The following is a 24,105-nucleotide window of genomic DNA, read 5'->3' as shown; positions in this document are numbered from 1 at the left end:
CGAGGTAAAAGCGTCAGGCTTCAGCCAGTTCGCCCAACACTTCGGCACAGATCATTGCCGAAGCATTCGAAGGCGCCGGCCGTTCAGCCGGTTTGAACACCGCGTCGCCGCGGCGAATCTTGCGCCGTGTCACCGCGCATGTTCCCGACGTATGCGCCGAGCGCCGCCGCCAACGCTGCTCGCCATAATGACAGCGCCCCGGTTCAACCCAGCGGATCACCAGCGTGGTGTCGGAGCGCTCGAGAATCTCGATGCGTACGCCATTGGTTCCGTCAAGGGGGATGGACTCTAAGGTCATCATCGTCGGCTCCGTATTGTGGTTTGCCGAATGTAGTCCCGTGCGCGCCGGATAGCCATTGTGCGGCGGTTGAAACACTGTTCCCCAAATAGCAACAATGAAACTTGACATTCACGCTTACCTGAAACCACAGGGCTTTGCGGGATATATGCGATGTGAATTTGCGATAGCGTGGATTTTTGCAACGCAGTGTTGTACTGAGCGCGACGCGCATGCCGCCGGCGGAGGGCGCCGGTGCTTCCTTTAAGATGTCGCTATTGATGAGCAACCGTGCGACGCAAGTGTAGCGGGTTTGCATTTTTCCGGTCGTCACGCGCGCATATCCACACGATCTCAAGAGCCCACATGATTTCACGCCCCCCCGTAGCGCCACCCGATTCGCCGACACCGCCTGATTGCCTGAGAAAGCAGAAAACGGCTTCACTCGTCCTGACCATCGCTCTCGTGTTGCTGGCGTTGTGGGTGGTGCGCGATTTCATTGCGGTGGTGGCCTGGGCGAGCGTCATTGCGATCGCGCTGTGGCCGCTTTTGCAGAAAGCGGAAGGCAGCAGCTGGCTCACTGGCCGCACGACGCTGATCGCCGTGGCGCTAACCCTTGCAATCGCGTTGCTGGTGGTCCTGCCGGTGGGTATCGGCATTGCCCAGGCGCTGCGCGAAGCCCACGACATGAATGAGTGGTTCAAGGCCGCGCAGGAAAACGGTATTCCGATGCCGGACGTCATCCAGCGCTTGCCGTTCGGCGTGCAACAGATTTCAGCCTGGTGGCAGGCCAATCTCGCTCAGCCGCTGCGCGATTCGGCGGCCATGAAAGGCTTGCACAGCACCACGGTGATGACGCTCGGCCGCCACTTCGGTGCGCGCGCCGCGCACGGCGTGATGGTGTTCGCGTTCATGCTGATCACGCTGTTCGTGATCTTTCAGGCGGGGCCGCGTCTGTCCGGCGCGTTGATGAAAGGCGCGCGGCGCGGCTTCGGCGATGACGGCGCGCAGTTGCTCGAACGCATGGCCGCGGCCGTACGCGGCACGGTGTCGGGACTGGTGGTGGTCGGACTCGGCGAAGGCGTGTTGCTGGGCGTCGCCTATTGCGTGACCGGTTTGCCGCACGTCGCGCTGCTCGCGTTCGTTACGGCGATCGCCGCGATGCTGCCGTTCTGCGCACCGCTCACGTTCGGTCTCGCGGCCTTGTGGCTGTTCTCGCAAGGTTCGGTTGCCGGGGCTGTCGGGCTTGCGGTGTTCGGTTCGGTCGTGGTGTTCGTCGCCGAACATTTCGTGCGGCCGGTGCTGATCGGCAACTCGACGCGATTGCCCTTCCTGCTGGTGCTATTCGGCATTCTCGGCGGGGCGGAGACGTTCGGTTTGCTCGGCCTCTTCATCGGCCCGGCGCTCATGACCGTGCTGATGGTGCTGTGGACCGATCTCGTGCAATAGTTGCACGCAATGCGCCGGTGCAATCGGGACTGCTGATTCGCCGGCTTATTTGTCCCGATCTACTTTTCCTGATCGCGCGCCGACTGTTTGACGCAGCCCAGCGTGTATTTCAGCGCGGCGGGCAGCAGCGCGCTCCAGACATCCCAGGTGTGGCCGCCGTCGACGATGCGCAGCGCCGCCGGATTTCCCGCCAGCCGAAGATGCGTGTAAAGCGATGACGCATCGGCCTGGATCGCCAGGTCGTCGTCGCCGGCGGCGATGAACATCGGCAGGCGATACGGCTGGCTCATGTAGCGCTCCCATTGCGCCGGATAGTTGAGCGCATGCCAGACGTGCGGATCGAACTGCCGGTCGCCGAACACCCCGACGCGGCGTGCCGCCGAAGCGAGCGGAGGCTCGTTCGCATAGATCGCGGGGCTCAGCAGGAGCGCGCCGCAAAAGAGTTCCGGTCGCGTCATGGCGTAGCGCAACGCGCCGAAACCGCCCATCGATACGCCGCCGATCATCCGCCCGCCACGCTGCGTCGCGACCGCGTAGCGCGTTTCGATCTCGGGCAGCAGGTCGCCGAAGAACGCGGTCTCTATCTTCTCCTTGCGATCGACATACCAGTCCGTGCCGCCTTGCGGCATCACGATCACGACCGGCGGCATCTCCTTGTGCTCGATCAGTGCGTCGGCGGTGGCTTGCAGATGGCCCTGCGTGAGCCAGTCGTTGGCGTCGCCGTTGTTGCCGTGCAGGAGGTAGAGTACGGGAAGGCGCGCGGCGTCATGGCGATAGCCGGTCGGCAGATAGATCGTGTACGCCCAGTCACGGCCGAGCGCTTCGGAATGAAAGCTTCGGCTGACGACGGTACTGGCGCTCGCCGGCGCGCCGACAGCGGCGCACAGCGCGAGGAGTGCGGAATGTAGGAATAGACGCATGTCAGAGTAGGAGGCCGCAGCGCAGGTCGCGCGCGGCCGTCATGCTATCAGCATCGGCAGTGGAAAATGGCAAGCGGCGTCGTGGTAATTCGTTGGGCAGGTAAGCGGCAAACGGCAACGCGGCAATTCGTCGGGCACGTAAGCGGCAAGAGGCGTCGTGGAAATTCGTCCGCCACATAATCGACAAACGGCAGGCAACGAATCGCAAACGGCAATACCCTAAAAGCTCGTTCGTTCGTTCGTTCGTTCGTGCACGCCGCCCGCTCAGGGCGACGTTCTGAGACGCAAGTTCCAGAGGTGCGTTGCGAAGCGCCTGAGCGGGTCAGACGCCCTGGCGACGCCGAACAGCGCGCCGACCGCACACGCGTCCGCCACCAGCCCGAGGGGATAGTTCAGATAGCCGTCGGTCGCGGCATACAGCACGGAATCGACGACCAGCGAAATCACGGCGCCCGCGATGAAACACAGCAGCCCTTTGCGGCCGATCATGCCGACCCACGGCATCCATTGAGCGAACTTCCTTGCCCAGCCGAGCTGGATCAGGTTCGCGACAAGCCAGGCAATCGCAAGAAAATTGACCGCGCGCAGATAGGAGAGGTTTTGCTTGAAGCTTGCATCGAGCGGCTCGCGTTCAATGAAGAGCTTGTAGTAAGCCGCGGCGGCAACCACGGCAAGCGCAAGCAAGCTGACCAGCCAGCCGAAACGGTGCGCGCTGATCCGCTGATAAACCGGCTGGCAGCGTGCCAGCACGCCGAGCACGAACAGCAACTGCCAGGCAAACGGGTTGAAGTCCCAGTGCATGTCCGGCGCGGCGGGCAGGTAGGCGTCGATCGCCGGCGCGCCTGCCCACAGCGCGACGCTGCCGGCCAGCAGCAGCCATGGCTTGCTGCGCGCGAGCGGCAGGATCATCGGCACCAGCAGCGCGAAGAACGCGTACATCGGCAACACGGAAGCGAGATACGGCTGACGGCGGAATAGCAGGATGTCGCGCAGGGCGGCCACGGGGGTGTCCATCAGATCGTCGAGATCGGTAGTGGCCAGATTGGGGCCGTCGATACTGAACGCGGTCAGCACCGCGCTGACCAGCAGCATCAAGCCGGCTGTGATGAGGAACGCGCGATAGATCTCGAGCGAGCGTCGCAGGAAGCGGCTGCGCGCGCTCGCTTCGTTACGCCGTTCGGCGAGCGCCGCATAGGCCGTTGCGGTGGCGAAGCCGCCGAGGAACACGAAGACCTCAGCCGCATCGCACAGCGCATAGGCATGCAGCGTAACGCGCGACAGAATGCTGCCGCCGATGTGATCGACGACGATGATCAGGAGGACCAGCCCGCGAAAAAAATCGAGCTCGATCAAGCGGGATTGCGACATTTGCATTGTGTGGTGCCAAAAGCAGCCCCGTGCGACGGCGCGCTGGTTCAGCGCGGCAGGCGTCTCACAAAGCTTTTTGAAATTGGATCAGGGGTTGCGGCATGCGGCCGCCCCGCGGATGCGCGACCCGCGGGCGGCCATCCGTGTGCCGCGCGAGCCGGCCATGCGAGGCGCGGCTGCCCAGGCCAGTAAAAATGACCCGTTTGAGGGCGGAGAGTTCCGCTGCAGCGCCGCAAAAGCTTTCAATTATATTTCCTTCCATGACGAAGCCGCATCGAAACGCGCAGGGCCGGCGCGGCCAATGCGGCAACTCGCTTAAGTCCCGGTGGCGCGGCGCCGTTTACCTGAATAAGCGCCGCGAAAAAAGGGGCCGCACGACGCAGTGGAGATTTCGCAACGTTTTTAGCCATGCGCGCGACACCCGATGGACGGCGGCGTAACGGCGTGTGAGGATTTCTTCAAAGCGCGCCGGGGTCAATAAACGCCTCGAGAAGCGTTAAAAAGAAAGCGGTCGGATCGAGTTGTCCCATTACTCGAGCTCAGGGAGATCATCATGAACAAGCAAGTGTTCGCGCTGGCTGTCTCCACCGCTTTGTCCGCCACTTCGTTAGCGATTTTCTCCCTGCCTGCCTGTGCCCAGACGAGCGTGACGCTGTACGGCGTACTCGATGAAGGCATCAACTACACCAATAATGTCGGCCGCGGCCATGTCTATGAGCTTGCGAGCGGCTTTGCACAAGGCAGCCGCTGGGGCCTGCGGGGCGCCGAGGAACTGGGCGGCGGCCTGAAAGCGATCTTCCAGCTGGAAAACGGCTTCGACGTCAGTTCCGGTCGGCTAAACCAGGGCGGCCGGATGTTCGGCCGCCAGGCGTTCGTGGGCTTGAGTTCGCAGCCATACGGCACGCTGACCTTCGGACGCCAGTACGACTCGGTGGTCGACTATCTGGCGCCGACCACGGCCAACGGCAACTGGGCCGGTTCGCTGTTCTCCCACCCGTACGATAACGACAACACCGACAACTCATTTCGTCTCGACAACAGCGTCAAGTACACCAGTCCATCGATCTCGGGCTTCCAGTTCGGCGGCGTCTACAGCTTCAGCAACGACACCGGCTTCGCCAACAATCGCGCGTACAGTTTCGGCGGGCAGTACACGTATGGCGGGCTGCTGGTGGCCGCGGCGTACCTGCAGGCCGACAACCCCGGCAACGGTTCAAACGGCGCGATCACCGCGAACGACGCCAGCTTCATCGCCGCCCGCATGCGCGTGTTCGGCGGCGGCATCACGTATACCTTCGGCCCAGCCACTGCCGGCTTCGTTTACACCAACTCGAACTATCTGGACCCGACCGGCAATGGCTATCTCGGCGTGACGCCGCTCGTGCCGCCGGGCGTGCTGTTGAACTCGCTCAAGTATCAGAACTTCGAGGTGAACGGCAAGTATCAGATTTCGCCGATGCTGTTCGTCGGCGCGCAGTACGTGTACACCATGGAAACCTACGATGCCTCGAGCGGCGGCGTGAAGCCGAAGATTCATTCGTTCGGCTTGATGGCGGACTACAACCTGTCCAAACGCACCGACGTGTACATTCAGGGCGAATATCAGCAGGTAACCGGCGACCCAACCTATTCGATTCTGGATGATGCCTTTACGCCGGGCACCCAGTCGCCGTCATCGACGTCGAAGCAGGTCGTGGTGCGCGCCGCGATACGGCATAAGTTCTAGCGGGCAGGGCGTGCCGGTGACGGACTGAATGATGACCGCAGTGGCCGGAGTGATGGAAAGCGTTTCTGCGCGTGGCGGGAAATCGGTTTATCAGTTCATCACGTAGTTCTGAATCAGAATGCCGATTACCACGCCGGCGGGAATGCCGAAGGTTCTGCCGCGAAGGGTCGCGCTCAGATCTTCATCGAGGACGAAGCTGCAGCGGCGTTCACGCCAGATGGTCTTATAGGCCAACGGTTTTGCATCGACGATAACGATTGAAATGAGCACGGTCAGGACGACCTGTTCCAAGGCATGCAGTTTCGCGATAAACGGCGAAAATTCACCGGCATTGCACAGCAATACCATCACGACTACAGCGATCAGGGCGCCGAAAAAGAAGCCACCCATGAATCTGTTCGCTGAATTAAGAGAATCCACTTAAACCTCAAATCATTCGCCGGCTTTATCAAGCTGGCGAAGTAAAAAAATATACTGACGGAATGGGTTGTCCCGTTTAAGGACTTGCACTGCTTTGACAGCGACAACGACAGCGAGGCAGGCAGGTTTCAAACGGACCCGTAAGGATATTTTTTTGACGTTCCTCAACATATCGTCCTTTTCCCAACGTCATGTGGGACCGGTCCGAAATGCCTGGCGTGCGGTCAGGTCGCCGGCAAAGCAGCCGTAGCGGGAGCAGGGCGCTTGCCGCGTAAGCGTTCATGCCTGCCACGGCGGACTTGAAATGAGTCAACGCGCTTCTCGAGAAAAAGAGCGGTCGTAATCGACTCGCGAAACAGGCTAAAAAAGCGCTGTAAACCCGTCACCACAACGACTCATACCCAGTCCGTTATTTGCGAGATAGCTGACAAAAAATGACGCACCGGGTGTCCAAACAGCGCGATAATCGCGGCCCTTGTCCTCTGTAGGGCAGGGGAAAAGGCAACTCACGGCAGTTCAAGGTAAATCAGATCGACTGCGGTAGCGGAACCGATGGCCGCCGCACGTCGCCGGTACGCCCGGGTGGACACAAGCGCCCGCGGATCGAACACCTCCCTCGTGGTGAAAGCCGTTCAGCGTTTCCGCGTGCGCAATCGCGCGCGGCGCGCGAAGCGTGAGGTTTTCCACGGGCTTTTGACTGGCTTTCCGCAGCCGTCCTGTCCACGAGTTGCCGTTGTGTTCACTAAAGGAGAAGTCCATGGGGAAACTCGACCTTTCGCGTCGCAGTTTTCTGAAGGCCAGCGTATTGGCGGGTGTGTCGGTGTATATCGCGCCGATGGGCAGCCGCGCATTCGCTGCGTTGTTCGAAGAGAAAATCCTGACGCCGGTTCAGTGGGACGCGGCCAACGGCCAGGCGAAATTCCGCATCGACGGGATTGCCAAAGTGACCGGCTCGAAAGTGTTCGCGCGCGACATTCGCGCCGCCGACATGCCGCACTGGCCGCAGCAGCAGTCGCACGCCTTCATCCTGCGCACGACGCAAGCCGACCGCAGCTACGAAGGTTTCGACCTGGCGCTGCTCGGCGACGAACTGAGGCCCGACCGTGTCGTCACGGCAGCCGATCTGACGCGCGACGGCCTGGTCTTCCCGGCCTTCTACGGCGCCGACATGCTGCTGCCGCCTGGCAAGACGCCCGCGTATCTCGGCCAGGCGGTCGCGATCCTGATCTATCACGACTTCGCGCGCTTCCGCTTCGCTAAAGACAAGCTCAAGTTCCAGGATCAGATCATCCGTTATGGTGCACAAACTGGGCCGCTAGAGCGCGATCCGTGGGGCACGTTCCGCTTCGTGCGCGTCGGCGGCAAGACGCCGTATGACGACGACATCTTCTCCAGCCTGAAAGACGCGCCGGTGTTCCCGAGCATGATGCGCAAGCATCAGCCGGTGTGGCCGGATGGCGTCGAACACGGCAAGCTCGACGAGCAGGGCATGTTCCACGCCGGCCAGATCCAGCAGGAGCTGGACCATCCGTCGGCGGACTGGCTCGTCATGGAGCGCGAGTACAGCACGCAGTCGATCGACACGGCCGCGCTCGAACCCGACAACGCGAACTGCTGGTACGACGCGGCGACGCAATCGCTGCATATGGTCGTGCCGACCCAGGCGCCGTCCGAAGTTGCCGACAGCGCCGCCGGCATGGTCGCGAAGTGCGCGTTCCCGGTGAAGAATCTGTTCATTCACCCGTGTTACACGGTGGGCTACGGTTCGAAGGACCACTTCAATGTGCCGTTCTACGGCCTCGTCTGCGCGATGAATGCGGATGGCCGCCCCGTGCGTCTTGCGAACGATCGCTACGAGCAGTTCCAGACGTCGCTGAAACGCCATGCGTTCAGGATGAACTACCGGATCGCCGTCGACAGGAACACCGGTCTGATGCAATCGTTCAAGGCCGCGATGGAAGCGGACGGTGGCGGTCGCTGCAACTTCTCGCCGTCGGTGGCGATGGTCGGCGCGACGGCCGCGCAATCGATTTACTACTTCCCGAAGAACGATCTTTCGGCGGTGGCGATCGCCTCGCGTGCGGTCGACGCCGGTTCCGCACGCGGCTACGGCACGCTGCAGAGCATGGCCGCGACCGAGATGATGGTCGACGAAATCGCCGCACAACTGAATCTCGATCCGATCGACTTCCGACTCAAAAACGCGCTGCGTTCGGGCATGAAGAACACGCAGGGCGCGGTGCCCGCGGGCGCGATTCGTGTCGACGACGTGTTGCAGAAAGCGAAGGTGCATCCGCTATGGGTGAATCGCGCGAAGCGTAAAGCCGAGTTCGAAGCCGCGCATCCAGGCAAGCGCTATGGCGTCGGTTTTGCGTGTGTGCAGAAGGACTTCGGCACGGGGGCGGAAACCTCGTTTGCAAAGGTCGAGTTCAGCGCCGACGGCAAGATCGGCTTGCAACACACGGCGGCCGAGATCGGCACCGGCATGTCGACCTCGCAGGCGATCGCGGTCGCGAAGTGGCTTGGCAAGCCGGCCACCGACGTGCATGTCGCGATCACCGATTGGCCCGATCTGCCGGTTGTCACGAGCGGCGATCCGTACATGATGTCGCAGGCGGACCAGGACAAGCTGGCCGCGAATCCGCGCTGGTCGCCGGGTTACGCGTCGCCGTCGAGTGCGACGAATTCCGCGTTCTACTTCACGCACAGCACGCGCGAAGCGGCACGCGTGGTTTTCGCGCACGGCTTGTGGCCGGCGGCGATGGCGATCTGGAGCCAGGGCGGCGGCGGTGGTCAAGCCGCGCCGCTGGTGGTGCGCATGGAGGACGCGCGCTGGGTCGACGGCAAGCTGTCCGCCGCGGGGCTCGAAGCGCTGTCGTTCGAGCAGCTCGCGAAGAAGGCGCACGAGTTGGGTCTGGTCACCGGTGCGACGGTGCACGTGTTCAATCGCTGGCAATGGACCGAGTCGGACTTCGAGATCGACGGCAATGTCGAGCGTTTGCCGCTCGATGGGCTTGCGCTTCGATATGGCGACAACGCTTCGGCCGATAAAAAGAAACTGCAAACCACGCCGAACCATTACCGCGTGCTCGATCGGCAGCGCGTGTTCATTCCGCCGGTTCAGCGCAACAACGCGGCCGTGACGTACTACAGCGCGGTCGGCACGCTGGTCGAGCTGTCGGTGCACGAAGCGAGCGGCGAGGTGGACCTGCTCGCGCATCACTCGATCATGGAGTGCGGCAATCAGCTTTCGCCGCAACTCGTATCGGGCCAGCTGCAAGGCGGCCTTGCGATGGGCATCGGCCATGCGCTGCACGAGTATCTGCCGCTCTATGAAGACGGTCCCGGCAACGGCACGTGGAACTTCAATCGCTACCGCTTGCCGCGCGCTACCGACGTCGCCGTCTGGACCCAGACCGGCGAAGTGCTGCCGCCGCTTACCGAGACCGATCCGCCGAAGGGTATTGCCGAAGTGGTGATGATTCCGGTGGTCGGCGCCATCGTGAACGGTATCGCGCACGCAATCGGACATCGCTTTACCCACCTGCCGGTCACCCCGCAACGTATTCAGGAGGTGCTCGCATGACGGCCCCCACTCAAACTTCCGCTGTTGCCGCGAGCGCCGCCGTTGCCTCGGGTACTGTTTCCGGCGCCTCTGCTGCCGGCGCAACTACTGCGACCTCTGGTCCTACGGGCGCTGCTGTCGCTCATACTGCTTCCGGTGCTTCCGGTGCTTCCGGTGCTTCCGGTGCTTCCGGTGCATCGGCCAGCGCCCCAACCGCAACCGCGGTCGAGCGTCCGTTGACGCATTTCCGTACGCTGCCGGTGTCGGTCAAGGTGAACGGCGAGATCGTCGGCCCGACCGACGTGCCTGCCGGTCTGATGATGATCGACTTTCTGCACGAGTATCTGCATCTGACCGGCTCGCGACTAGGCTGCGGTCAGGGCATCTGCCACGCGTGCGTCGTGATCGTCGACAAGCCGGACGGCACCAGCGAAGAAGTGCGCACCTGCATCACGGGCGCGAATTTCTTCCACGGCAAAACCATTCGCACGATCGAAGGCCACGCAAAGCGCAATGAAGCAGGCGAGGTCGTCGAACTGTCGCCGGTCCAGCAGAAGTTTCTCGAGCACTTCAGTTTTCAGTGCGGCTACTGTACGCCCGGTTTCGTCAATGCGGCGACGGTGCTGATCGAACGTCTGAAACGTCAGCCGGTCGCCAGAGGCGAGGTCGAGCACACCATCACCGAGGCGCTGAACGACCATATCTGCCGTTGCACGGGCTACGTGCGCTACTACGAAGCCGTGAAGGACGTCGTGATGACGACGCCTGGCCTCGTAAAGGACGCCCCGAAGGAAGTGCTCCAGGGGAGCGCCGCGTGATGAACCGCTCGATGAATGTGCGTCGCGCGCTGCTGTTGCTCGGCGCGGCTGTTGTGCTGAGCGCCTGCGGCAAACACGACGACTCCGCTGCCGCGATGCAGGCCGCCGCCGCATCAGGTCCGCAATCCACCGCGGCCGATCCGCTCGCACGCGGCCGTTACCTTGTCAAAGCCGCCGACTGCGCCGCCTGCCACACCACCTCCGACGGCGCACCGTTTGCCGGCGGCGTGAAGCTGGCCTCGCCGTTCGGCACTTTCTACGGCACCAACATCACGCCGGACAAGGACCACGGCATCGGCAACTGGAGCGCGAACGATCTCTACAAGGCGCTGCACGACGGCGTCGCGCCGACGAAGCAGTTGTATCCGGCCATGCCGTACACCTCCTATCGCCAGCTCTCGCGCGCGGATAGCGACGCGATCTACGCATACCTGATGGCGCAGAAGCCGGCAGCCGTGGCGAACCACGAACCTGAGCTGTCGTTCCCGTTCAACATGCGTTTTGGCGTGCGTTTCTGGAACTGGATGTTCCTGACGGACGCGTTGCCGGACGCATCGAAGGGGCAATCTTCGGCGGGGACTTCCATCGTGGCCTCCGCGGACTGGAATCGCGGGCGCTATCTCGTGAGCGCGCTCGGCCATTGCGCCGAATGCCATACGCCGCGTGGCAAGTTCGGCCAGCTTGACGGTGCGAAGCCATTGACGGGCGCGGCGCTCGGCCGGATCGCCGCACCGGACATCACGCCACAGGGTTTGGCAGCGCGCGGCTGGACGGCTGCGGACCTGCAGATGTTTTTCGCCACCGGCATCGCGCCGCAAGGCTCGGCTTTCGGCGAGATGTATCCGGTCGTGCATCTGAGCAGTCAGTCCATGACGCATGACGATTTGCGCGCGATGTCGGCGTATCTGCTCGGCGACAAGGCACCGGCGCCGCAACCGTTGCAATCGGTCTCCGCCGATACCGCGCAACTCGAGGCGGGGCGCAATGTGTATCTCGCAGTGTGCGCCGGCTGTCACGGCCTCGGCGGCGAGGGCAAGCCGCACGTCGCGGTGCCGATGCATGGCAACTCGACAGTGCGTCAAAGCGATGCGCACAACCTGATCGTGGCGATGCTCGACGGCATCGGCGCACAGGATTTTCCGGGTCTCGAGCGAATGCAGGAGATGCCGGGCTTCGCCACGCAACTCAGCGACACGGAACTCGCGCAGCTCGCGAACTATCTGCGAGCGACGCATGGCGGCCAGCCCGCCGACGTGACCGCCGATGCGGTGCAAGCCTTGCGGTGAAGCTTGCCACGCATTGGGCGCTGAAGATGACGTGCTAATCGTTATGTAAGCAAGAGCCGGTGCCGATCAGGGCACCGGCTTTTTTTATGCGCTGGCCGGTGAGCCGCCAGGCCGTCAGGCCAACGATTTACGTCTGTGCAAGTCGAATCGTCGGGTCGCTTGTGAGCGACACGCGATGAACTCACGCGTAATGGTCTGCTCAAACGATATCGCGCCGCTGCGTCCAGCGCGCGCCTTACGTTTCGCCGTAGACCAATCCGATGCCCTTCACGGAGACTTCATGAGCCATCTCGCAACGCAGATTCTTCCTCATCATAGTGACCCTCATTCGCTGGGTGCGCCGCTGGCTTGCGTGCAGGGCACGATCAGCAAGGTGTTCCTCAGCCCGGAATTTCACCACACCGCCAATCACCAGCAATTCGTCATCAGGATCGACAAGGTCGTGAAGTTCGACGGCGGCACGCAGAACCTGGTCGGCACCGAAGTCTTCGTTGCCGTGCGCTACGGCGACAGCGAAGGGCTCGCGCAGGAAATCCCCGGACTGCAGGTCGGGCAGCCGATCGAGGCGCAAGGCGAATACATCGCCGAAGCGAGCGCCTATCCCACCGCCGATAACAACAACCCCGTTCTGCCGGTGCTGCACTTCACGCATCATCCGGTCGGCTATGTGCTGTATCAAGGACACACCTACAGTTAGGCCGGACCGGTCGCTGCGAGCCGGGCGGGTGCACGCCTGTCCGTCCTCGCGGCGCATTTCTCCATCCACGTGCGCCATCGCATCAAGTGGCAATTCAAGTTTTCACGGCGTTTTGCCGTTAAAGCAAACGTTATCGTCCGGTCGTCGGGCGGGCAGCCGTCTGCGGTCTTCCGGCCGGGCGGGTAGAGACTGGAGATTAGAGATGTCAGGCCGGCACCGCGCGTCGAGCGCTGAGCGACCTGATGCACCGGGTCATGCCGCCAGGGCGGCGGCAACCGATCAGAACGGAACAGCGGCCGCTCGAGGACATGCGGCGCCGGGCTGGTTGCACATGCAACCGTGTCTGCAACACCGTGCGTAAGGTTTGTATCTGTTTGTGTAGGCCGGGGCGTTTTTTGCAAAACGCACTTTACAATTCCGCGTGAATTTTAATCGGCAATCTGGCCCTTTTCGCGGAAGATCGGCCGTTTTCGGGCATCCGGGCGTCTGTGTCCGGGCGTCCGGCGTCCGGGGCATCCGGTGACGTGAAAGGGATTGGGTTGGACGGCAGGGCACGGGTGGGCGCCGTACGAGGCGGCCTCGCTGTGTCGCGACAGACAGCAGCGCTTCGTCAGAACGCGCGCATCGCACGCGACAGGGCAGCATCCGGCTCGCCAATAAAAAGCAGGAGTCGAACATGTTGGGAAAGCGCTTCGACAGAACAATGATGGCCAGTCTGGCTGGCGTGTGGGTCGCGCTGGCGGTTAGCGGTTGTGCGAATGTGGGGCAGCAGGGCGGGCAGACTGACGCGGCAGCGGCTGCGTCTGGTGTGCCGGCGGCGGCTGCAGCGCCGGCTTCCGATGCGCTCGCAGGCACCTCGGTCAAGCCGGCTGCCGACGACGGCGCGCCGCTTAAAAAGTCGCCGCCGTTGGTGTATCGCGTCAAGCGTGGCGACACGCTGGCGCGCATCGCGCAGCATCATCATTGCAGTGTCAGGCAGTTGCAGGCGTGGAATGGGCTCAAGCCCTCCTCGCGATTGAAGCTTGGGCAGGTGCTGCACGTCGCCTCGCCGGAAACAGTGCGGGCGGTGAATGCTGCCAATGCAGCAGCTAATGCGGCGGCCGCCGCTGCCAAGGCTGCGGCGGCGTCCGCGCCGGCTGTTCCGCTCGCCGCGCAGCAGGCGTCGCCGGCAAGCCTGTCGCAGGCAACGGCGCAGCCCGCCACGCCATCCCCCGCGCCCAGCGCCGCCGAAGCACGTGAAGTCGCGCAGCAGACTTCCCGGCATGCGAACGGCGTGTCGCTGGCATGGCCTGCGGGTGGCCGCGTAATCGAAGCATTCCAGCCGGGCGAAACACGCGGCATCGAAATCGGCGGCAAGGCCGGCGATCCGGTACGGGCCGCCGCCGACGGCAAGGTGATGTACGCCGGCACCGGTCTGAACAGCTACGGCAGTCTGATCATTGTCCAGCACAACAAGGATTTTTTGACCGCGTACTCGCATAACCGCAAGCTGCTGGTCAAAATCGGCGACATCGTGCGGCAAGGTCAGCAGATTGCCGAGATGGGCGATGAGAACAACTCGCGCGTCTCGGTCGGCTTCGAGTTGCGCCGCGACGGCAAGCCGATCGACCCGATGCCGTATTTGCCGCAAGGCCGCGGCTAGGTTCGCGGTCAGCCGCCCGTCCGGATAGAGGCCCGATACAGGTCGGCGATTTTTCGTCCTCGCTACACAAGCAGCGCTCGCGGCAAATTGTTTGCCGCGAGCGCTGCCTTGTCACATCCACGCGCCCAGGTCACGACTGTACAGATCGGCCAACGGCTACACGCCTTCCTTCAATCGAACCACCGCAATGCCGCCGCGACGATCGCTTCGGGCGCATCTTCCTGCATCAGATGACCGGACCTGGGCACCGGCTGAAAGCGGGCCTCGGGGATGACCGCCGCCAGTTGCCGGCCGCGCTCGAGCGGAATCCACTGATCGTCTTCGCCCCACAGGATTTGCGTCGGGCAACGCATCTGCGAATAACGTGTTTCGACCGCGTCGGTGTAGCGCTGATCCATTTGGGCGATCTGGCGGTAGAACGCGGCTTGTCCCGTTGGACCGAGCCACGGCGCCACATAAGGAGCGAGTTCCTCGTCCGGAATGTCGCGAGCAATCGCGCCGCGCACGTAGGCTTGCACCACCGCCTCGTGAATATACGGCGGCAGCCCGGCGAAGGCCGCGCTGTGTTCGCGCACGTGCTGCACGAACGGCGAACCCCATGGCGCGACGGCGACCGGATCGATTAGCGTGAGGCTGCGATAGTCGCACCCGTCGATGATGTGCGCGCGCAAGGAAGTCGCGCCGCCGAAATCGTGCGCGATGACGTCCGGATTCGTCAGTTGCCAATGCGCGAGCAATTCCGCCAGCAGCACGTTCTGCACGCCGAGCGAGACGTCCTGAGCGTCGCGTTGTTCGGATTGGCCGTAGCCAAGCAGGTCGTAGTAATAGACGGTGCGAATCTGTGCGAGATACGGCGCGATGCGATGCCAGACGTAAGAAGAAAACGGTGTGCCGTGAACCAGCACCAGCGGCGGACCGTTACCGGTCACGCGAAAGCGCACGGTTTGATCGCGGAACGTATAGCTTTCGGGAAGCGGCCAGTTTTGCATGGCGGGGAACGTTGCAAGAAAGTCTTCTTACCTTAGCAGGACGCGCCGGAGCGCGCTGATCCGTTTGTCGCCGCATCCTCTGAAAGCCTCCCGCAAAAGCTCACCTTTGATTTAGTCAGCAAAGCCAGGCAAATTCAAAAAATTGTGCCTCCGGGCGTCGCCGGATCGAACGGTGAACGGTGCAGACATAGCGCACTATTACGAAACGAGCATAAATCACCTTGAAATAAGGTGTTTTTGCGTTGGCTGGGTTCGAGACACCTGGTAATCGTCAAGGGCGAGTCGATTCTGCTTTCAGCAAGACTTCAACCAGACGACACGTGAACCACCGGAATGTGCGCCCGGCAATGGTGAGTAAATTCGGGAGCCGAAGGCGCCGCCATCACCGAACGCAGCGCGGCTGCCTTCAAGCATGGCGACGACCTTCAGCCAACGTCAACGAAGCGCCACGCGAAGTAACGCGCCGCCGGCTACTTCGCTTCAATGCCGCGCAGTAATTGCGAAACCTGGCCGTGGTGATGCAGGATCGCCGGGTCGGCTTGCAGCAGCGGCAAATAGCGCGGCAGGAATGCGTTGTCGGGTTGCTCGGGAGAAAAGAGGCCGGAGACGGCTTCGGCTGCGGCGAGCCGGTCGGCGGCGTCTGCTTCCTTATCGTCGAGAATTTCGTCGACATTCGCGATGACGGTGGAAAGCGGCGTGAGCCAGCGGAACCCCGAGCCGTTGATGAGCACCTGCAGGAAGGCCGCCGGGGTCACAGGACCGAATTCCTTTTCATACGCTGCGCGCTCGTGATCGAGGATCGACTTATGCAGCGCCAATAGCGGTTTGCGAATCTCCGAGAGGAATTGAATGCATTGCTGGTCGTTCATCTTGCCGCTCCTTCGGATAGTCATGCCGGTTCAGGCCGGGCGATCGGGTCAAGCCAGATCCATGCTAACAAAATCGCGCGAAGATGCATCAACAAGATCGATGCGCGCATGCAAAGCGCGTCAGATCAGGCCGATGCGGCAATGGTAACGCATTGGTCCGCAGCCCGTTCTGCTTCCGGCACGGGCGGCGGCCGGGTCTCTTCCGGCGCCAGGACATATGCGCGTTTTCTGCGAACTTCTTTATCCGCGGCTACAATTTCCAGGTCCTTTCCGGCGCACTCGCGCTGCGCATCATCTACTGCACGCATTGAACTGTGGCCGCATGACGTATTAGCACGGCGTATCGAATAAACACGGCAAGTCTTTGCGTTTTGGTTCGACGTCTCTGTCTAAACAGACTGATAAAGAATAAACCCCACCGGAGCCGCTCATGACAACGTTCAACATCAACGGCCAGACCCATACCGTCGACGCGCCGCCCGACATGCCCCTGTTGTGGGTGTTACGCGACCTCGTCGGCTTGACCGGCACCAAGTTCGGTTGTGGCATCGCTCAATGCGGCGCGTGCACCGTGCATCTCGATGGCGTCGCGGTGCGCTCGTGCGTGCTGCCGGCGGCGGCGGTCGGCGACCGGAAAATCACCACCATCGAAGCGGTCGGCAGCACGCCGGCCGGGCAGAAGGTGCAGCAGGCATGGCGTCAGCTGGACGTCGTGCAATGCGGCTACTGTCAGTCGGGGCAGGTGATGTCGGCGGCCTCGCTGATCGCGAGCAATCCCAATCCGACCGACGCGGATATCGACGCCGCCATGGCCGGCAACATCTGCCGCTGTGGAACGTACAACCGCATCCGCGCGGCGATCCGGCAAGCCGCGAAGGGGGCCTGACATGTCCCAGGGATTGCTCGATTCGCAAAACCGCGCGCAACCATCGAAGGGCGGCAAAGGTGCTATATCGCGCCGCACGTTCCTCAAATTCGGCGTCACGGTAGGCGCGGCAACCGGCGGCGGCTTGCTGCTCGGCTTCAGCATGCCTGCCGTCAGTCAGGACCAGAAGGCCGGCAAATCGGTGATCGGCGGCGATGCCGACGAAGCGCCACACAGCGGCGTGTTCGCGCCGAATGCCTTCATCCAGATCGACACGGCCGGCAAGGTCACGCTGGTGATTCCGAAGGTCGAAATGGGGCAAGGCGTCTACACGTCGATCCCGATGCTGATCGCCGAAGAACTCGAAGTTCCGCTCGACTCGGTCACCCTCGACCATGCGCCGCCGAACGAAAAGCTCTTCATGGACCCGCTGCTCGGCGGCCAGCTCACGGGCGGCTCGACATCGATCCGCTATGCGTGGGAGCCGATGCGCCGAGCCGGCGCGGCAGCACGCACCGTACTGATCAGCACCGCCGCGCAGCAATGGCAGGTCGATCCGGCAAGCTGTCATGCAGAAGCCGGGCAGGTGAGGCATGCGGCGAGCAATCGCAGCATCGGCTACGGTCAGTTGGTGAACGCCGCCGCCGGATTGCCCGCGCCGCAGAACGTCAAGTTGAAAGACCCGAAAGACTTCAAGGTGATCGGCACGGCGGTTAAGCGCCTCGATTCGCCGGAGAAGGTCGACGGCACGGCGATGTTCGGACTGGACGTGCGCGTGCCCGGCATGGTCTATGCGGCCATTGCGAACTGTCCGGTGTTCGGTGGCACGCTCGCCAGCGTCGACGATACCCACGCGAAGAAGATCCCCGGCGTGCGTCAGGTCGTCAAGGTCGATAACGCGGTCGCCGTGATCGGCGATCACACGTGGGCCGCCAAACGCGGTTTGCAGGCGCTCGATATCAAATGGAACGAAGGCGCGGGCGCGAAGATCGGCATGAAACAGATCGTCGACGATCTCGCCAATGCGTCGCAGCGAAACGGTGCGGTGGCGCGTAAAGACGGCGATGTGAACAACGCGTTTGCAAACGCGAAGACACGCGTCGACGCCGTGTATCAGCAGCCGTTCCTCGCCCACGCCACAATGGAGCCGATCAACTGCACGGTCCACGTGCGGCCCGACGGTTGCGACATCTGGCTCGGCTCGCAAGTGCCGACGCGGGTGGTCGACGCGGCGGTCGCCGTCACCGGCTTGCCCGCGGACAAGATTGTGGTGCACAACCATCTGCTCGGCGGCGGCTTTGGCCGGCGGCTCGAGTTCGACATGGTCACGCAGGCGGTCAAGATCGGCAAACAGGTATCGACGCCGGTGAAGGTGCTGTGGACGCGCGAAGAGGACATCCAGCACGACATGTACCGGCCGTACTACTACGACAGGATCTCCGCCGGCCTCGACGCGAACGGCAAGCCGGTCGCCTGGCAGCATCGGATTGTCGGTTCGTCGATCCTGGCGCGTTTCGCGCCGCCCGCCTTCAGGAACGGTCTCGACCCGGATGCGGTGGAAGTCGCCTCGGACCTGCCGTACGACTTGCCGAATCAACTGGTCGACTATGTGCGCCAGGAGCCGCACGCCGTGCCCACGGCGTTCTGGCGCGGCGTGGGACCGACGCGCGGCACCTTCGTGGTCGAGAGTTTTATCGACGAACTCGCCGCGCAGGCGAAAGTCGATCCGGTCAAATACCGCCAGGATCTGCTGGGCAAGACGCCGCGCGCGCTGAACGTGCTCAATACCGCCACGCGGGCGGCGAACTGGGGCAGCGCGGTGCCGAAGGGTCAAGGGCGCGGCGTCTCGGTGATGCACGCGTTCGGCAGCTTCTTCTCGATCGTCGTCGACGTGGCGGTCGATCAGGGCGAGGTGGCCGTGAAGCGGGTCGTGTGCGCGGTCGACTGCGGGATGGTGGTGAATCCGAACACGATCGAAGCGCAGGTGCAGGGCGGCATCGTCTTCGGCATCACGGCCGCGCTCTATAGCGAGATCACGATCAAGGACGGCCGCGTCGAGCAGAACAACTTCACCGACTACCGGATGCTGCGGATCGATCAAACGCCGCCTATCGAGGTGCATATCGTGAAGAGCAGCGAGGCGCCGGGCGGCATCGGCGAACCGGGCACGGCGGCGCTCGCGCCCGCCCTGACGAACGCGATTTATGCGGCCACCGGCAAGCGGCTGCGGCAATTGCCGGTCGGCAGTCAGCTACAAACCGCCTGACTGGAGCCCAACATGAAAGACACACTCAAGGGTTTCGGTGCGGCGCTATGCGTGGCATTGCCGTTCCTGACGCAAGGTCCGGCGCAAGCGGCGGATCAGGCGCTGGTACAGCGCGGCGCCTATCTGGCGAAGGCCGGCGATTGCGTCGCCTGCCATACGGCGCCGAAGGGCAAGCCGTTCGCGGGCGGCCTCGCGATGACCACGCCGATGGGCCCGATCTACACCACCAACATCACGCCGGATCAGCAAACCGGCATCGGCAATTACACGGAAGAGGACTTTGCGAGAGCAATGCGCGAAGGCGTCGCGAAAGACGGCCACAACCTGTATCCGGCGATGCCGTACCCGTCGTACGCGAAGGTCAACGACGACGACATGAAGGCGCTGTACGCGTACTTCATGAGCGGCGTCGCACCGGTGCAGCAGGCGAATCGCGAACCGGACATCGAATGGCCGTTGAACATGCGCTGGCCGTTGAAGTTCTGGAACATGGTGTTCCTGGAGAAGGGCGCCTATCAGGACAAGCCGGGCAAGGATGTCGCGTGGAACCGGGGCGCGTATCTGATCCAGGGCCTGGGGCACTGCGGCTCGTGCCATACGCCGCGCGGCATCGCGTTCCAGGAGAAGGCGATGGATGAAAGCGGCAGCGCGTTCCTGAGCGGCGGCCTGCTCGACGGCTGGTTCGCGGCGAACCTGACGGGCGAGCACAACGTCGGCCTGGGCCGCTGGAACGATCAGGATCTGCAGGCGTTCCTGAAGACCGGCGCCAATCGCCACGCATCGGCCTTCGGTTCGATGACCAGTGTGATCAACAACAGCACGCAGGGCATGAGCGATGCCGACATCGCCGCGATGTCCACGTATCTGAAGTCGCTGCCGCCGGCGGGCGGCAGCGGTGCGCCGCCGTATACGTACGAGCCGCAGGCGACGAAGGTATCGCTGAACCGTCCCGCGAACGATGCCGGCGCGCGCGTTTATACGGCGTATTGCATGCACTGCCATGGCGTCGATGGACGCGGCTTTGCGCCGATGCTCGCGCCGCTGGCCGGGAATCCGAACGTGCTGGAGAAGGATCCGTCGTCGCTGATCAACGTGACCTTGAACGGTACGGAGGATCTGGTGATCGGCGGTATTCCCGCACCGTATCCGATGCCGAAGTACGCGCCGGTGCTCAACGACCGGCAGATCGCCGATGTGCTGACCTTCGTGCGGGCCGGGTGGAATAACCGTGGGCCGGCGGTCACGGCGGACGACGTGGCGAAGTTGCGGAAGTCGACGCAGGCGGCGAAGTAGCCCAATCGCGGCGGCAGTAAAAAAGCGGCAACCGTCTGAAACGGTTGCCGCTTTTTTGTGGATGCGTGTGAGGGCCGCTAAGCGTGTTGGCAGGCGTTCCGTTCGGCAAGGATCCGCCAACGGCAAGTCACCGGTGCTGCCCCACCTTTTGCCGCTTTTCCAGCACCCGCGCATACCAGGTCAACGGGAAACACATCGCGAAGTAAATCATCGCGACCATGCCGTAGATCGGAAACGGGCGGAATGCGGCGTTGGTGATCATCGTGCCGGTCTTGGTCAATTCCGTGAAGCCGATGATCGACGCGAGCGCCGTGCTTTTCACCACCTGCACGAGGAAGCCGACGGTCGGCGCCACGGCGATCTTCAGCGCCTGCGGCCAGACGATGTAGCGCAGTTGCTGGCCGAACGTCATGCCCAGACTCGCTCCGGCGGACCACTGTCCACGCGGCACGGCTTCCACGCAGCCGCGCCAGATATCCACCAGATACGCGCTGGTGTAAAGCGTCAGCGTGACGGTCGCCGCGACCCAGGGCGAGACGTCGACGCCCAGCAAGGGCAGGCCGAAGAACGCCAGAAACAGCTGCATCAGCAATGGCGTGCCTTGAAACACCTCCACATACACCACCACGATCCTCCGCAGCCATGGCAACGGCGACACGCGCATCGCGAGCAGGATGAGCCCGACCATGCCGCCGCCGACAAACGCGATCAGCGACAACAACACCGTCCAGCGGGCGGCGAGCAACAGATTGCGGGCGATGTCCCACAGTGTGAATTCGACCATGATCAGCGCTCCGTCGGCAGAGTGCGGGCGGCGGCGCGCCACATCAGGCGGGTGCGCCAGCTGCGCGGCGCGCTGTCGGCCCCTCGCGCGGCGCGGCCGGCAAACAGTCCGCGGCCAAACCGGTTCAACAATTGGCGCAACAGGATCGACAAGCCCAGATACGTCGCGGTGATGATCACGTAGCTCTCGAACGAGCGGAAGTTGCGCGACTGGATGAAGTTGGCCGCATAGGTCAGATCGGGCACGGAGATCTGCGAGACCACCGCCGAGCCGAGCATCACGATAAGGACCTGGCTCAGCAGCGCGGGAAACACGTTGGCGATCGCCTGCGGCAGCACGACGTAGCGGAACACCTGGCGCCCATGCAGGCCGAGTGCTTGCGCCGCCTGCACCTGGCCGCGCGAAATCGAATCGATGCCGGCACGCACGATCTCGATCGCGTACGCGCCGAGATTGACGGTCATCGCCAGGATCGCGGCCTGCACTTCGTCGATATGAATGCCGAGGCTCGGCAAGCCGAAGAAAACGAAGAACAACTGCACGATGAAGGGCGTATTGCGGATCAACTCGACATAAGTCGCGATCACCCAGCGCGCCCACTTCGGGCCGGCCACCGCGATGCTCGCTCCGGCAATGCCGACGAGGCCGCCGAGCACGGTGGACACGGCGGTCAGCCCCAGCGTGACGGCGACGCCGCGCGCGAGCATCCCCGCATAAAGGCCGAAGCCGCTGAAATCGAACGCATAAGTCATGGCGTGGCGCTCATCGTGAGGTCAAACTCCGGCGCGGACGACCCGAAAAGGCCTCCTGGAAGGCGCCCGGCAGGACGTCCCCTTGAGGGACCGGCCAGGCCAGTCCGCGCAAAAAAGGTTTAGAGATCGGCCGGCAGCGGCGCGCGCAGCCACTTCTGCGAAATCGCATTCATGGTGCCGTCCTTGCGGGCCTTGGCAATCGTTTCGTCGACTTTCTGCTTCAGACGCGGCTCGTTCTTGTTCAGACCGACGTGATCCGGCGAGCTGAACAGCGAAAACTTCTGCTCGGGATCGTTCGCCGGATGACGCGCAAGAATGGTCGCGCCGACATCGTTGCCGACTACCATCAACTGTACCTGACCAGAAAGAAACGCCGAAATTGCGCCGTTAGGATCGTCGAATCTTTTTATGGTTGCGCTGGGCGGCGCGATCTTGGTGACGCTCAGGTCTTCCAGCGTGCCGCGCGCCACCGAAATCGACTTGCCGGCGAGGTCGGCGGCGTTCTTCACGGGCAGCGTTTTCGGGCCGAAGACGGCGAGGTAGTAGGGCGCGTAGGGCTGCGAGAAGTCGATCACCTTTTCGCGTTCCGGCGTCTGGCCGACTGAAAGCAGCATGTCAGCCTTGTGGTCGGCGAGGTAGGCCATGCGGTTGTCGCCGGTCACCTGCACGAGCTCGACCTTCGCGTTGAGCGCCTTGCCGATCAGATTGGCGACGTCGATGTCGTAGCCCATCGGCTTCATGTCCGGGCCGATCGAGCCGAACGGCGGGTAGTCCTCGAATACGCCGATGCGCACCGTGCCGGACTTGGCGATGTTGTCGAGCGCGTCGGCATGCGCGGTGGACGGGAGCGCGCACAGTGCGCCGAGGCCGGTGAAGGCGAGCGTCGCGGCGAGGGTGGCGAAGACGCGGCGTGCGTTCGATTGGGCAACTTGGGGCTGATTCATGGTCTTTCCTCTGTCGAAAACTCGGTATTGGAATGGGTTTCTGTGAACGCTTCGGCGGCGCGTTTCGTTGCCTTGCTTCAGCGGCGCGCTTGCTTCAATGCGCCGCGCGGGCGGCGATCAGTTTGCACGCGTGCGGTGGCAATTCCGCGAACACCGGCATGCCGAGCGTCAACCCCGGCGTTTCGCGCGGCGTGGTCGCGGCAGTCAGCGTGAATCCCGCGCAATCGATGGTGGCTTCGAGCGACGCCCCCACATCGCGGATAAACGTCACCGTGCCCGCGAGGCGGTTCTGCCCGGCATCGCCGGCCGCTGCTTTGACGCACACGTCTTCCGGCCGGATCAGCAGACGGATATCGCTGCCGGATTCCGGCATCCGCGCCGGCTGCGCAACCGCAATGCGCCTTCCGCCCGGCAGGCTGACGCCGCCTGCGCCGTCATAAGTGACCGGCAGGATGTTGCCGAGCCCGATGAAGTCGGCGACGAACTCGCTGACCGGATCGCGATAAATATCGAGCGGCTTGCCGACCTGCGCAATCCGGCCTTTCTCCATCACCACGATCTCGTCGGCCATCGTCATCGCTTCGCGCTGATCGTGCGTCACCATGATCGTCGTGATGCCGAGGCGCTGTTGCAGCAGGCGGATTTCGACCTGCATGGCTTCGCGCAGTTTGGCGTCGAGCGCGGAGAGCGGTTCGTCGAGCAGCAGCAGTTTCGGTTGCGAGGCGATCGCGCGCGCAATCGCCACGCGTTGCCGCTGGCCGCCGGAGAGTTGCGTGACCGGCCGGTTCGCCATATGCGGCAACTGGATCAGCTCCAGCAATTCAGCGACGCGGCGCGCTTGCGCGTCTTTAGCGGTCTTGCGCAGCTTGAGCGGATACGCGACGTTCTGCGCGACCGTCATATGCGGAAACAGCGCGAGCGACTGAAACACCATGCCGAAGTCGCGCTGGTTCGCCGGTAAATGCGTGACGTCGCGGCCGGCGAAATCGATGCTGCCGGAGCTCGGCGTTTCCAGCCCGGCGATCATCCGCAATAGCGTGGTCTTGCCGCAGCCGGACGGCCCGAGAAAGCACACCAGTTTGCCGTCGGGCACGCTCAGATCGACGCTGTCGACGGCATAGGCCGCGTTGAAGCGCTTGGTCACGGCCTGCAAGCTTAGATGGGTCATCGAATGC

20 protein-coding genes are annotated in these 24,105 nt (G+C 63.1%); 10 read left to right on the top strand and 10 right to left on the bottom strand.

Annotated elements, in window-relative coordinates; all coding sequences use genetic code 11:
- Positions 1-13: 13 nt before the first annotated feature.
- A complete protein-coding gene (locus DSC91_RS07810) occupies positions 14-298 on the bottom strand; it encodes a DUF3331 domain-containing protein (RefSeq protein WP_097397326.1) in 285 nt (94 codons plus the stop codon).
- A 345-nt stretch (positions 299-643) separates the two neighbouring features.
- Here DSC91_RS07810 and DSC91_RS07805 point away from each other — a divergent pair, with 345 nt between their 5' ends.
- Positions 644-1,726, top strand: a complete 1,083-nt coding sequence (locus DSC91_RS07805) for an AI-2E family transporter (RefSeq protein ID WP_115777596.1) — start codon at positions 644-646, stop codon at positions 1,724-1,726.
- A gap of 59 nt (positions 1,727-1,785) precedes the next feature.
- Here DSC91_RS07805 and DSC91_RS07800 read toward each other — a convergent pair whose 3' ends face one another.
- Entirely contained in the window at positions 1,786-2,646 is an 861-nt protein-coding gene (locus DSC91_RS07800) for an alpha/beta hydrolase (RefSeq protein WP_115777595.1), read from the bottom strand.
- Between the two features lie 264 nt (positions 2,647-2,910).
- The gene (locus DSC91_RS07795) at positions 2,911-4,020 is read right to left on the bottom strand and encodes an OpgC domain-containing protein (protein WP_115777594.1); all 1,110 of its coding nucleotides are present in this window, start codon (positions 4,018-4,020) and stop codon (positions 2,911-2,913) included.
- 547 nt (positions 4,021-4,567) lie between these two features.
- On the opposite strand from DSC91_RS07795, the gene DSC91_RS07785 reads away from it, so the two are divergent.
- Positions 4,568-5,740 (top strand): porin, encoded by a 1,173-nt coding sequence (locus DSC91_RS07785; protein WP_115777592.1) that lies wholly within the window; start codon positions 4,568-4,570, stop codon positions 5,738-5,740.
- A gap of 90 nt (positions 5,741-5,830) precedes the next feature.
- Here DSC91_RS07785 and DSC91_RS07780 read toward each other — a convergent pair whose 3' ends face one another.
- Entirely contained in the window at positions 5,831-6,130 is a 300-nt protein-coding gene (locus tag DSC91_RS07780; RefSeq protein WP_229758302.1) for a hypothetical protein, read from the bottom strand.
- A 787-nt stretch (positions 6,131-6,917) separates the two neighbouring features.
- Here DSC91_RS07780 and DSC91_RS07775 point away from each other — a divergent pair.
- The 5 genes from DSC91_RS07775 (at position 6,918) to DSC91_RS07755 (ending at position 14,168) form a co-directional block, all read left to right on the top strand.
- Positions 6,918-9,746 (top strand): xanthine dehydrogenase family protein molybdopterin-binding subunit, encoded by a 2,829-nt coding sequence (locus tag DSC91_RS07775; RefSeq protein WP_115777590.1) that lies wholly within the window; start codon positions 6,918-6,920, stop codon positions 9,744-9,746.
- Positions 9,743-10,543, top strand: a complete 801-nt coding sequence (locus DSC91_RS07770; protein WP_115777589.1) for a (2Fe-2S)-binding protein — start codon at positions 9,743-9,745, stop codon at positions 10,541-10,543. The genes DSC91_RS07775 and DSC91_RS07770 overlap by 4 nt, the downstream gene beginning before the upstream one ends.
- Positions 10,543-11,829: a cytochrome c gene (locus DSC91_RS07765; protein WP_229758301.1), complete on the top strand. Its 1,287-nt coding sequence runs from the start codon at positions 10,543-10,545 to the stop codon at positions 11,827-11,829. Before DSC91_RS07770 ends, DSC91_RS07765 begins: the two co-directional genes overlap by 1 nt.
- 280 nt (positions 11,830-12,109) lie before the next feature.
- The gene (locus DSC91_RS07760; protein WP_115777587.1) at positions 12,110-12,526 is read left to right on the top strand and encodes a hypothetical protein; all 417 of its coding nucleotides are present in this window, start codon (positions 12,110-12,112) and stop codon (positions 12,524-12,526) included.
- A gap of 676 nt (positions 12,527-13,202) precedes the next feature.
- A complete protein-coding gene (locus DSC91_RS07755; protein WP_175171975.1) occupies positions 13,203-14,168 on the top strand; it encodes a peptidoglycan DD-metalloendopeptidase family protein in 966 nt (321 codons plus the stop codon).
- 170 nt (positions 14,169-14,338) lie between these two features.
- Here the strand turns inward: DSC91_RS07755 and DSC91_RS07750 are convergent, their stop codons facing one another.
- Together DSC91_RS07750 and DSC91_RS07745 are read right to left on the bottom strand one after the other, a co-directional pair.
- Complete coding sequence (locus tag DSC91_RS07750) at positions 14,339-15,157, bottom strand: alpha/beta fold hydrolase (RefSeq protein ID WP_115777586.1); 819 nt, start codon at positions 15,155-15,157, stop codon at positions 14,339-14,341.
- A gap of 470 nt (positions 15,158-15,627) precedes the next feature.
- Positions 15,628-16,026 (bottom strand): hypothetical protein, encoded by a 399-nt coding sequence (locus DSC91_RS07745; RefSeq protein WP_115777585.1) that lies wholly within the window; start codon positions 16,024-16,026, stop codon positions 15,628-15,630.
- A gap of 430 nt (positions 16,027-16,456) precedes the next feature.
- Between DSC91_RS07745 and DSC91_RS07740 the strand changes: the two genes are divergently transcribed.
- Genes DSC91_RS07740 through DSC91_RS07730 form a run of 3 tightly spaced genes read left to right on the top strand, consistent with a single transcriptional unit; the run spans position 16,457 to position 20,450 of the window.
- Positions 16,457-16,912, top strand: coding sequence for a (2Fe-2S)-binding protein (locus DSC91_RS07740; protein WP_115777584.1), 456 nt, complete (start codon positions 16,457-16,459; stop codon positions 16,910-16,912).
- Between the two features lies 1 nt (position 16,913).
- Positions 16,914-19,157: a xanthine dehydrogenase family protein molybdopterin-binding subunit gene (locus DSC91_RS07735; RefSeq protein ID WP_115777583.1), complete on the top strand. Its 2,244-nt coding sequence runs from the start codon at positions 16,914-16,916 to the stop codon at positions 19,155-19,157.
- A gap of 12 nt (positions 19,158-19,169) precedes the next feature.
- On the top strand, positions 19,170-20,450 hold the full coding sequence (locus DSC91_RS07730; RefSeq protein WP_115777582.1) for a c-type cytochrome: 1,281 nt from the start codon (positions 19,170-19,172) through the stop codon (positions 20,448-20,450).
- A gap of 127 nt (positions 20,451-20,577) precedes the next feature.
- Here DSC91_RS07730 and DSC91_RS07725 read toward each other — a convergent pair whose 3' ends face one another.
- The 4 genes from DSC91_RS07725 to DSC91_RS07710 all read right to left on the bottom strand — a co-directional run bounded on the left by DSC91_RS07725 (position 20,578) and on the right by DSC91_RS07710 (position 24,098).
- Complete coding sequence (locus DSC91_RS07725; RefSeq protein WP_115777581.1) at positions 20,578-21,234, bottom strand: amino acid ABC transporter permease; 657 nt, start codon at positions 21,232-21,234, stop codon at positions 20,578-20,580.
- Positions 21,235-21,236: 2 nt separating this feature from the next.
- Positions 21,237-21,986, bottom strand: a complete 750-nt coding sequence (locus DSC91_RS07720) for an amino acid ABC transporter permease (RefSeq protein ID WP_115777580.1) — start codon at positions 21,984-21,986, stop codon at positions 21,237-21,239.
- A gap of 119 nt (positions 21,987-22,105) precedes the next feature.
- Positions 22,106-22,930 carry a transporter substrate-binding domain-containing protein gene (locus tag DSC91_RS07715; RefSeq protein WP_115777579.1) on the bottom strand — a complete coding sequence of 275 codons (825 nt, stop codon included), beginning with the start codon at positions 22,928-22,930 and terminating at the stop codon, positions 22,106-22,108.
- 94 nt (positions 22,931-23,024) lie between these two features.
- Complete coding sequence (locus DSC91_RS07710) at positions 23,025-24,098, bottom strand: ABC transporter ATP-binding protein (protein WP_115777578.1); 1,074 nt, start codon at positions 24,096-24,098, stop codon at positions 23,025-23,027.
- Positions 24,099-24,105: the final 7 nt, after the last annotated feature.

Origin of the sequence: Paraburkholderia caffeinilytica, assembly GCF_003368325.1 — a bacterium.
Lineage (GTDB): Bacteria > Pseudomonadota > Gammaproteobacteria > Burkholderiales > Burkholderiaceae > Paraburkholderia > Paraburkholderia caffeinilytica.
Note: the sequence above shows the minus strand (reverse complement) of the source record. Positions and strands in the feature narration are given on the sequence as shown.

Excerpts from the sequence above, each read along its gene's own strand:
- DSC91_RS07785 (WP_115777592.1), top strand. The coding sequence starts at position 4,568 with ATGAACAAGCAAGTGTTCGCGCTGGCTGTCTCCACCGCTTTGTCCGCC.
- DSC91_RS07730 (WP_115777582.1), top strand. The coding sequence starts at position 19,170 with ATGAAAGACACACTCAAGGGTTTCGGTGCGGCGCTATGCGTGGCATTG.
- DSC91_RS07780 (WP_229758302.1), bottom strand. The coding sequence starts at position 6,130 with ATGGGTGGCTTCTTTTTCGGCGCCCTGATCGCTGTAGTCGTGATGGTA.
- DSC91_RS07765 (WP_229758301.1), top strand. The coding sequence starts at position 10,543 with ATGAACCGCTCGATGAATGTGCGTCGCGCGCTGCTGTTGCTCGGCGCG.
- DSC91_RS07795 (WP_115777594.1), bottom strand. The coding sequence starts at position 4,020 with ATGCAAATGTCGCAATCCCGCTTGATCGAGCTCGATTTTTTTCGCGGG.
- DSC91_RS07710 (WP_115777578.1), bottom strand. The coding sequence starts at position 24,098 with ATGACCCATCTAAGCTTGCAGGCCGTGACCAAGCGCTTCAACGCGGCC.
- DSC91_RS07745 (WP_115777585.1), bottom strand. The coding sequence starts at position 16,026 with ATGAACGACCAGCAATGCATTCAATTCCTCTCGGAGATTCGCAAACCG.
- DSC91_RS07810 (WP_097397326.1), bottom strand. The coding sequence starts at position 298 with ATGACCTTAGAGTCCATCCCCCTTGACGGAACCAATGGCGTACGCATC.
- DSC91_RS07735 (WP_115777583.1), top strand. The coding sequence starts at position 16,914 with ATGTCCCAGGGATTGCTCGATTCGCAAAACCGCGCGCAACCATCGAAG.
- DSC91_RS07720 (WP_115777580.1), bottom strand. The coding sequence starts at position 21,986 with ATGACTTATGCGTTCGATTTCAGCGGCTTCGGCCTTTATGCGGGGATG.
- DSC91_RS07715 (WP_115777579.1), bottom strand. The coding sequence starts at position 22,930 with ATGAATCAGCCCCAAGTTGCCCAATCGAACGCACGCCGCGTCTTCGCC.
- DSC91_RS07740 (WP_115777584.1), top strand. The coding sequence starts at position 16,457 with ATGACAACGTTCAACATCAACGGCCAGACCCATACCGTCGACGCGCCG.
- DSC91_RS07805 (WP_115777596.1), top strand. The coding sequence starts at position 644 with ATGATTTCACGCCCCCCCGTAGCGCCACCCGATTCGCCGACACCGCCT.
- DSC91_RS07760 (WP_115777587.1), top strand. The coding sequence starts at position 12,110 with ATGAGCCATCTCGCAACGCAGATTCTTCCTCATCATAGTGACCCTCAT.
- DSC91_RS07755 (WP_175171975.1), top strand. The coding sequence starts at position 13,203 with ATGTTGGGAAAGCGCTTCGACAGAACAATGATGGCCAGTCTGGCTGGC.
- DSC91_RS07725 (WP_115777581.1), bottom strand. The coding sequence starts at position 21,234 with ATGGTCGAATTCACACTGTGGGACATCGCCCGCAATCTGTTGCTCGCC.
- DSC91_RS07750 (WP_115777586.1), bottom strand. The coding sequence starts at position 15,157 with ATGCAAAACTGGCCGCTTCCCGAAAGCTATACGTTCCGCGATCAAACC.
- DSC91_RS07800 (WP_115777595.1), bottom strand. The coding sequence starts at position 2,646 with ATGCGTCTATTCCTACATTCCGCACTCCTCGCGCTGTGCGCCGCTGTC.
- DSC91_RS07770 (WP_115777589.1), top strand. The coding sequence starts at position 9,743 with ATGACGGCCCCCACTCAAACTTCCGCTGTTGCCGCGAGCGCCGCCGTT.
- DSC91_RS07775 (WP_115777590.1), top strand. The coding sequence starts at position 6,918 with ATGGGGAAACTCGACCTTTCGCGTCGCAGTTTTCTGAAGGCCAGCGTA.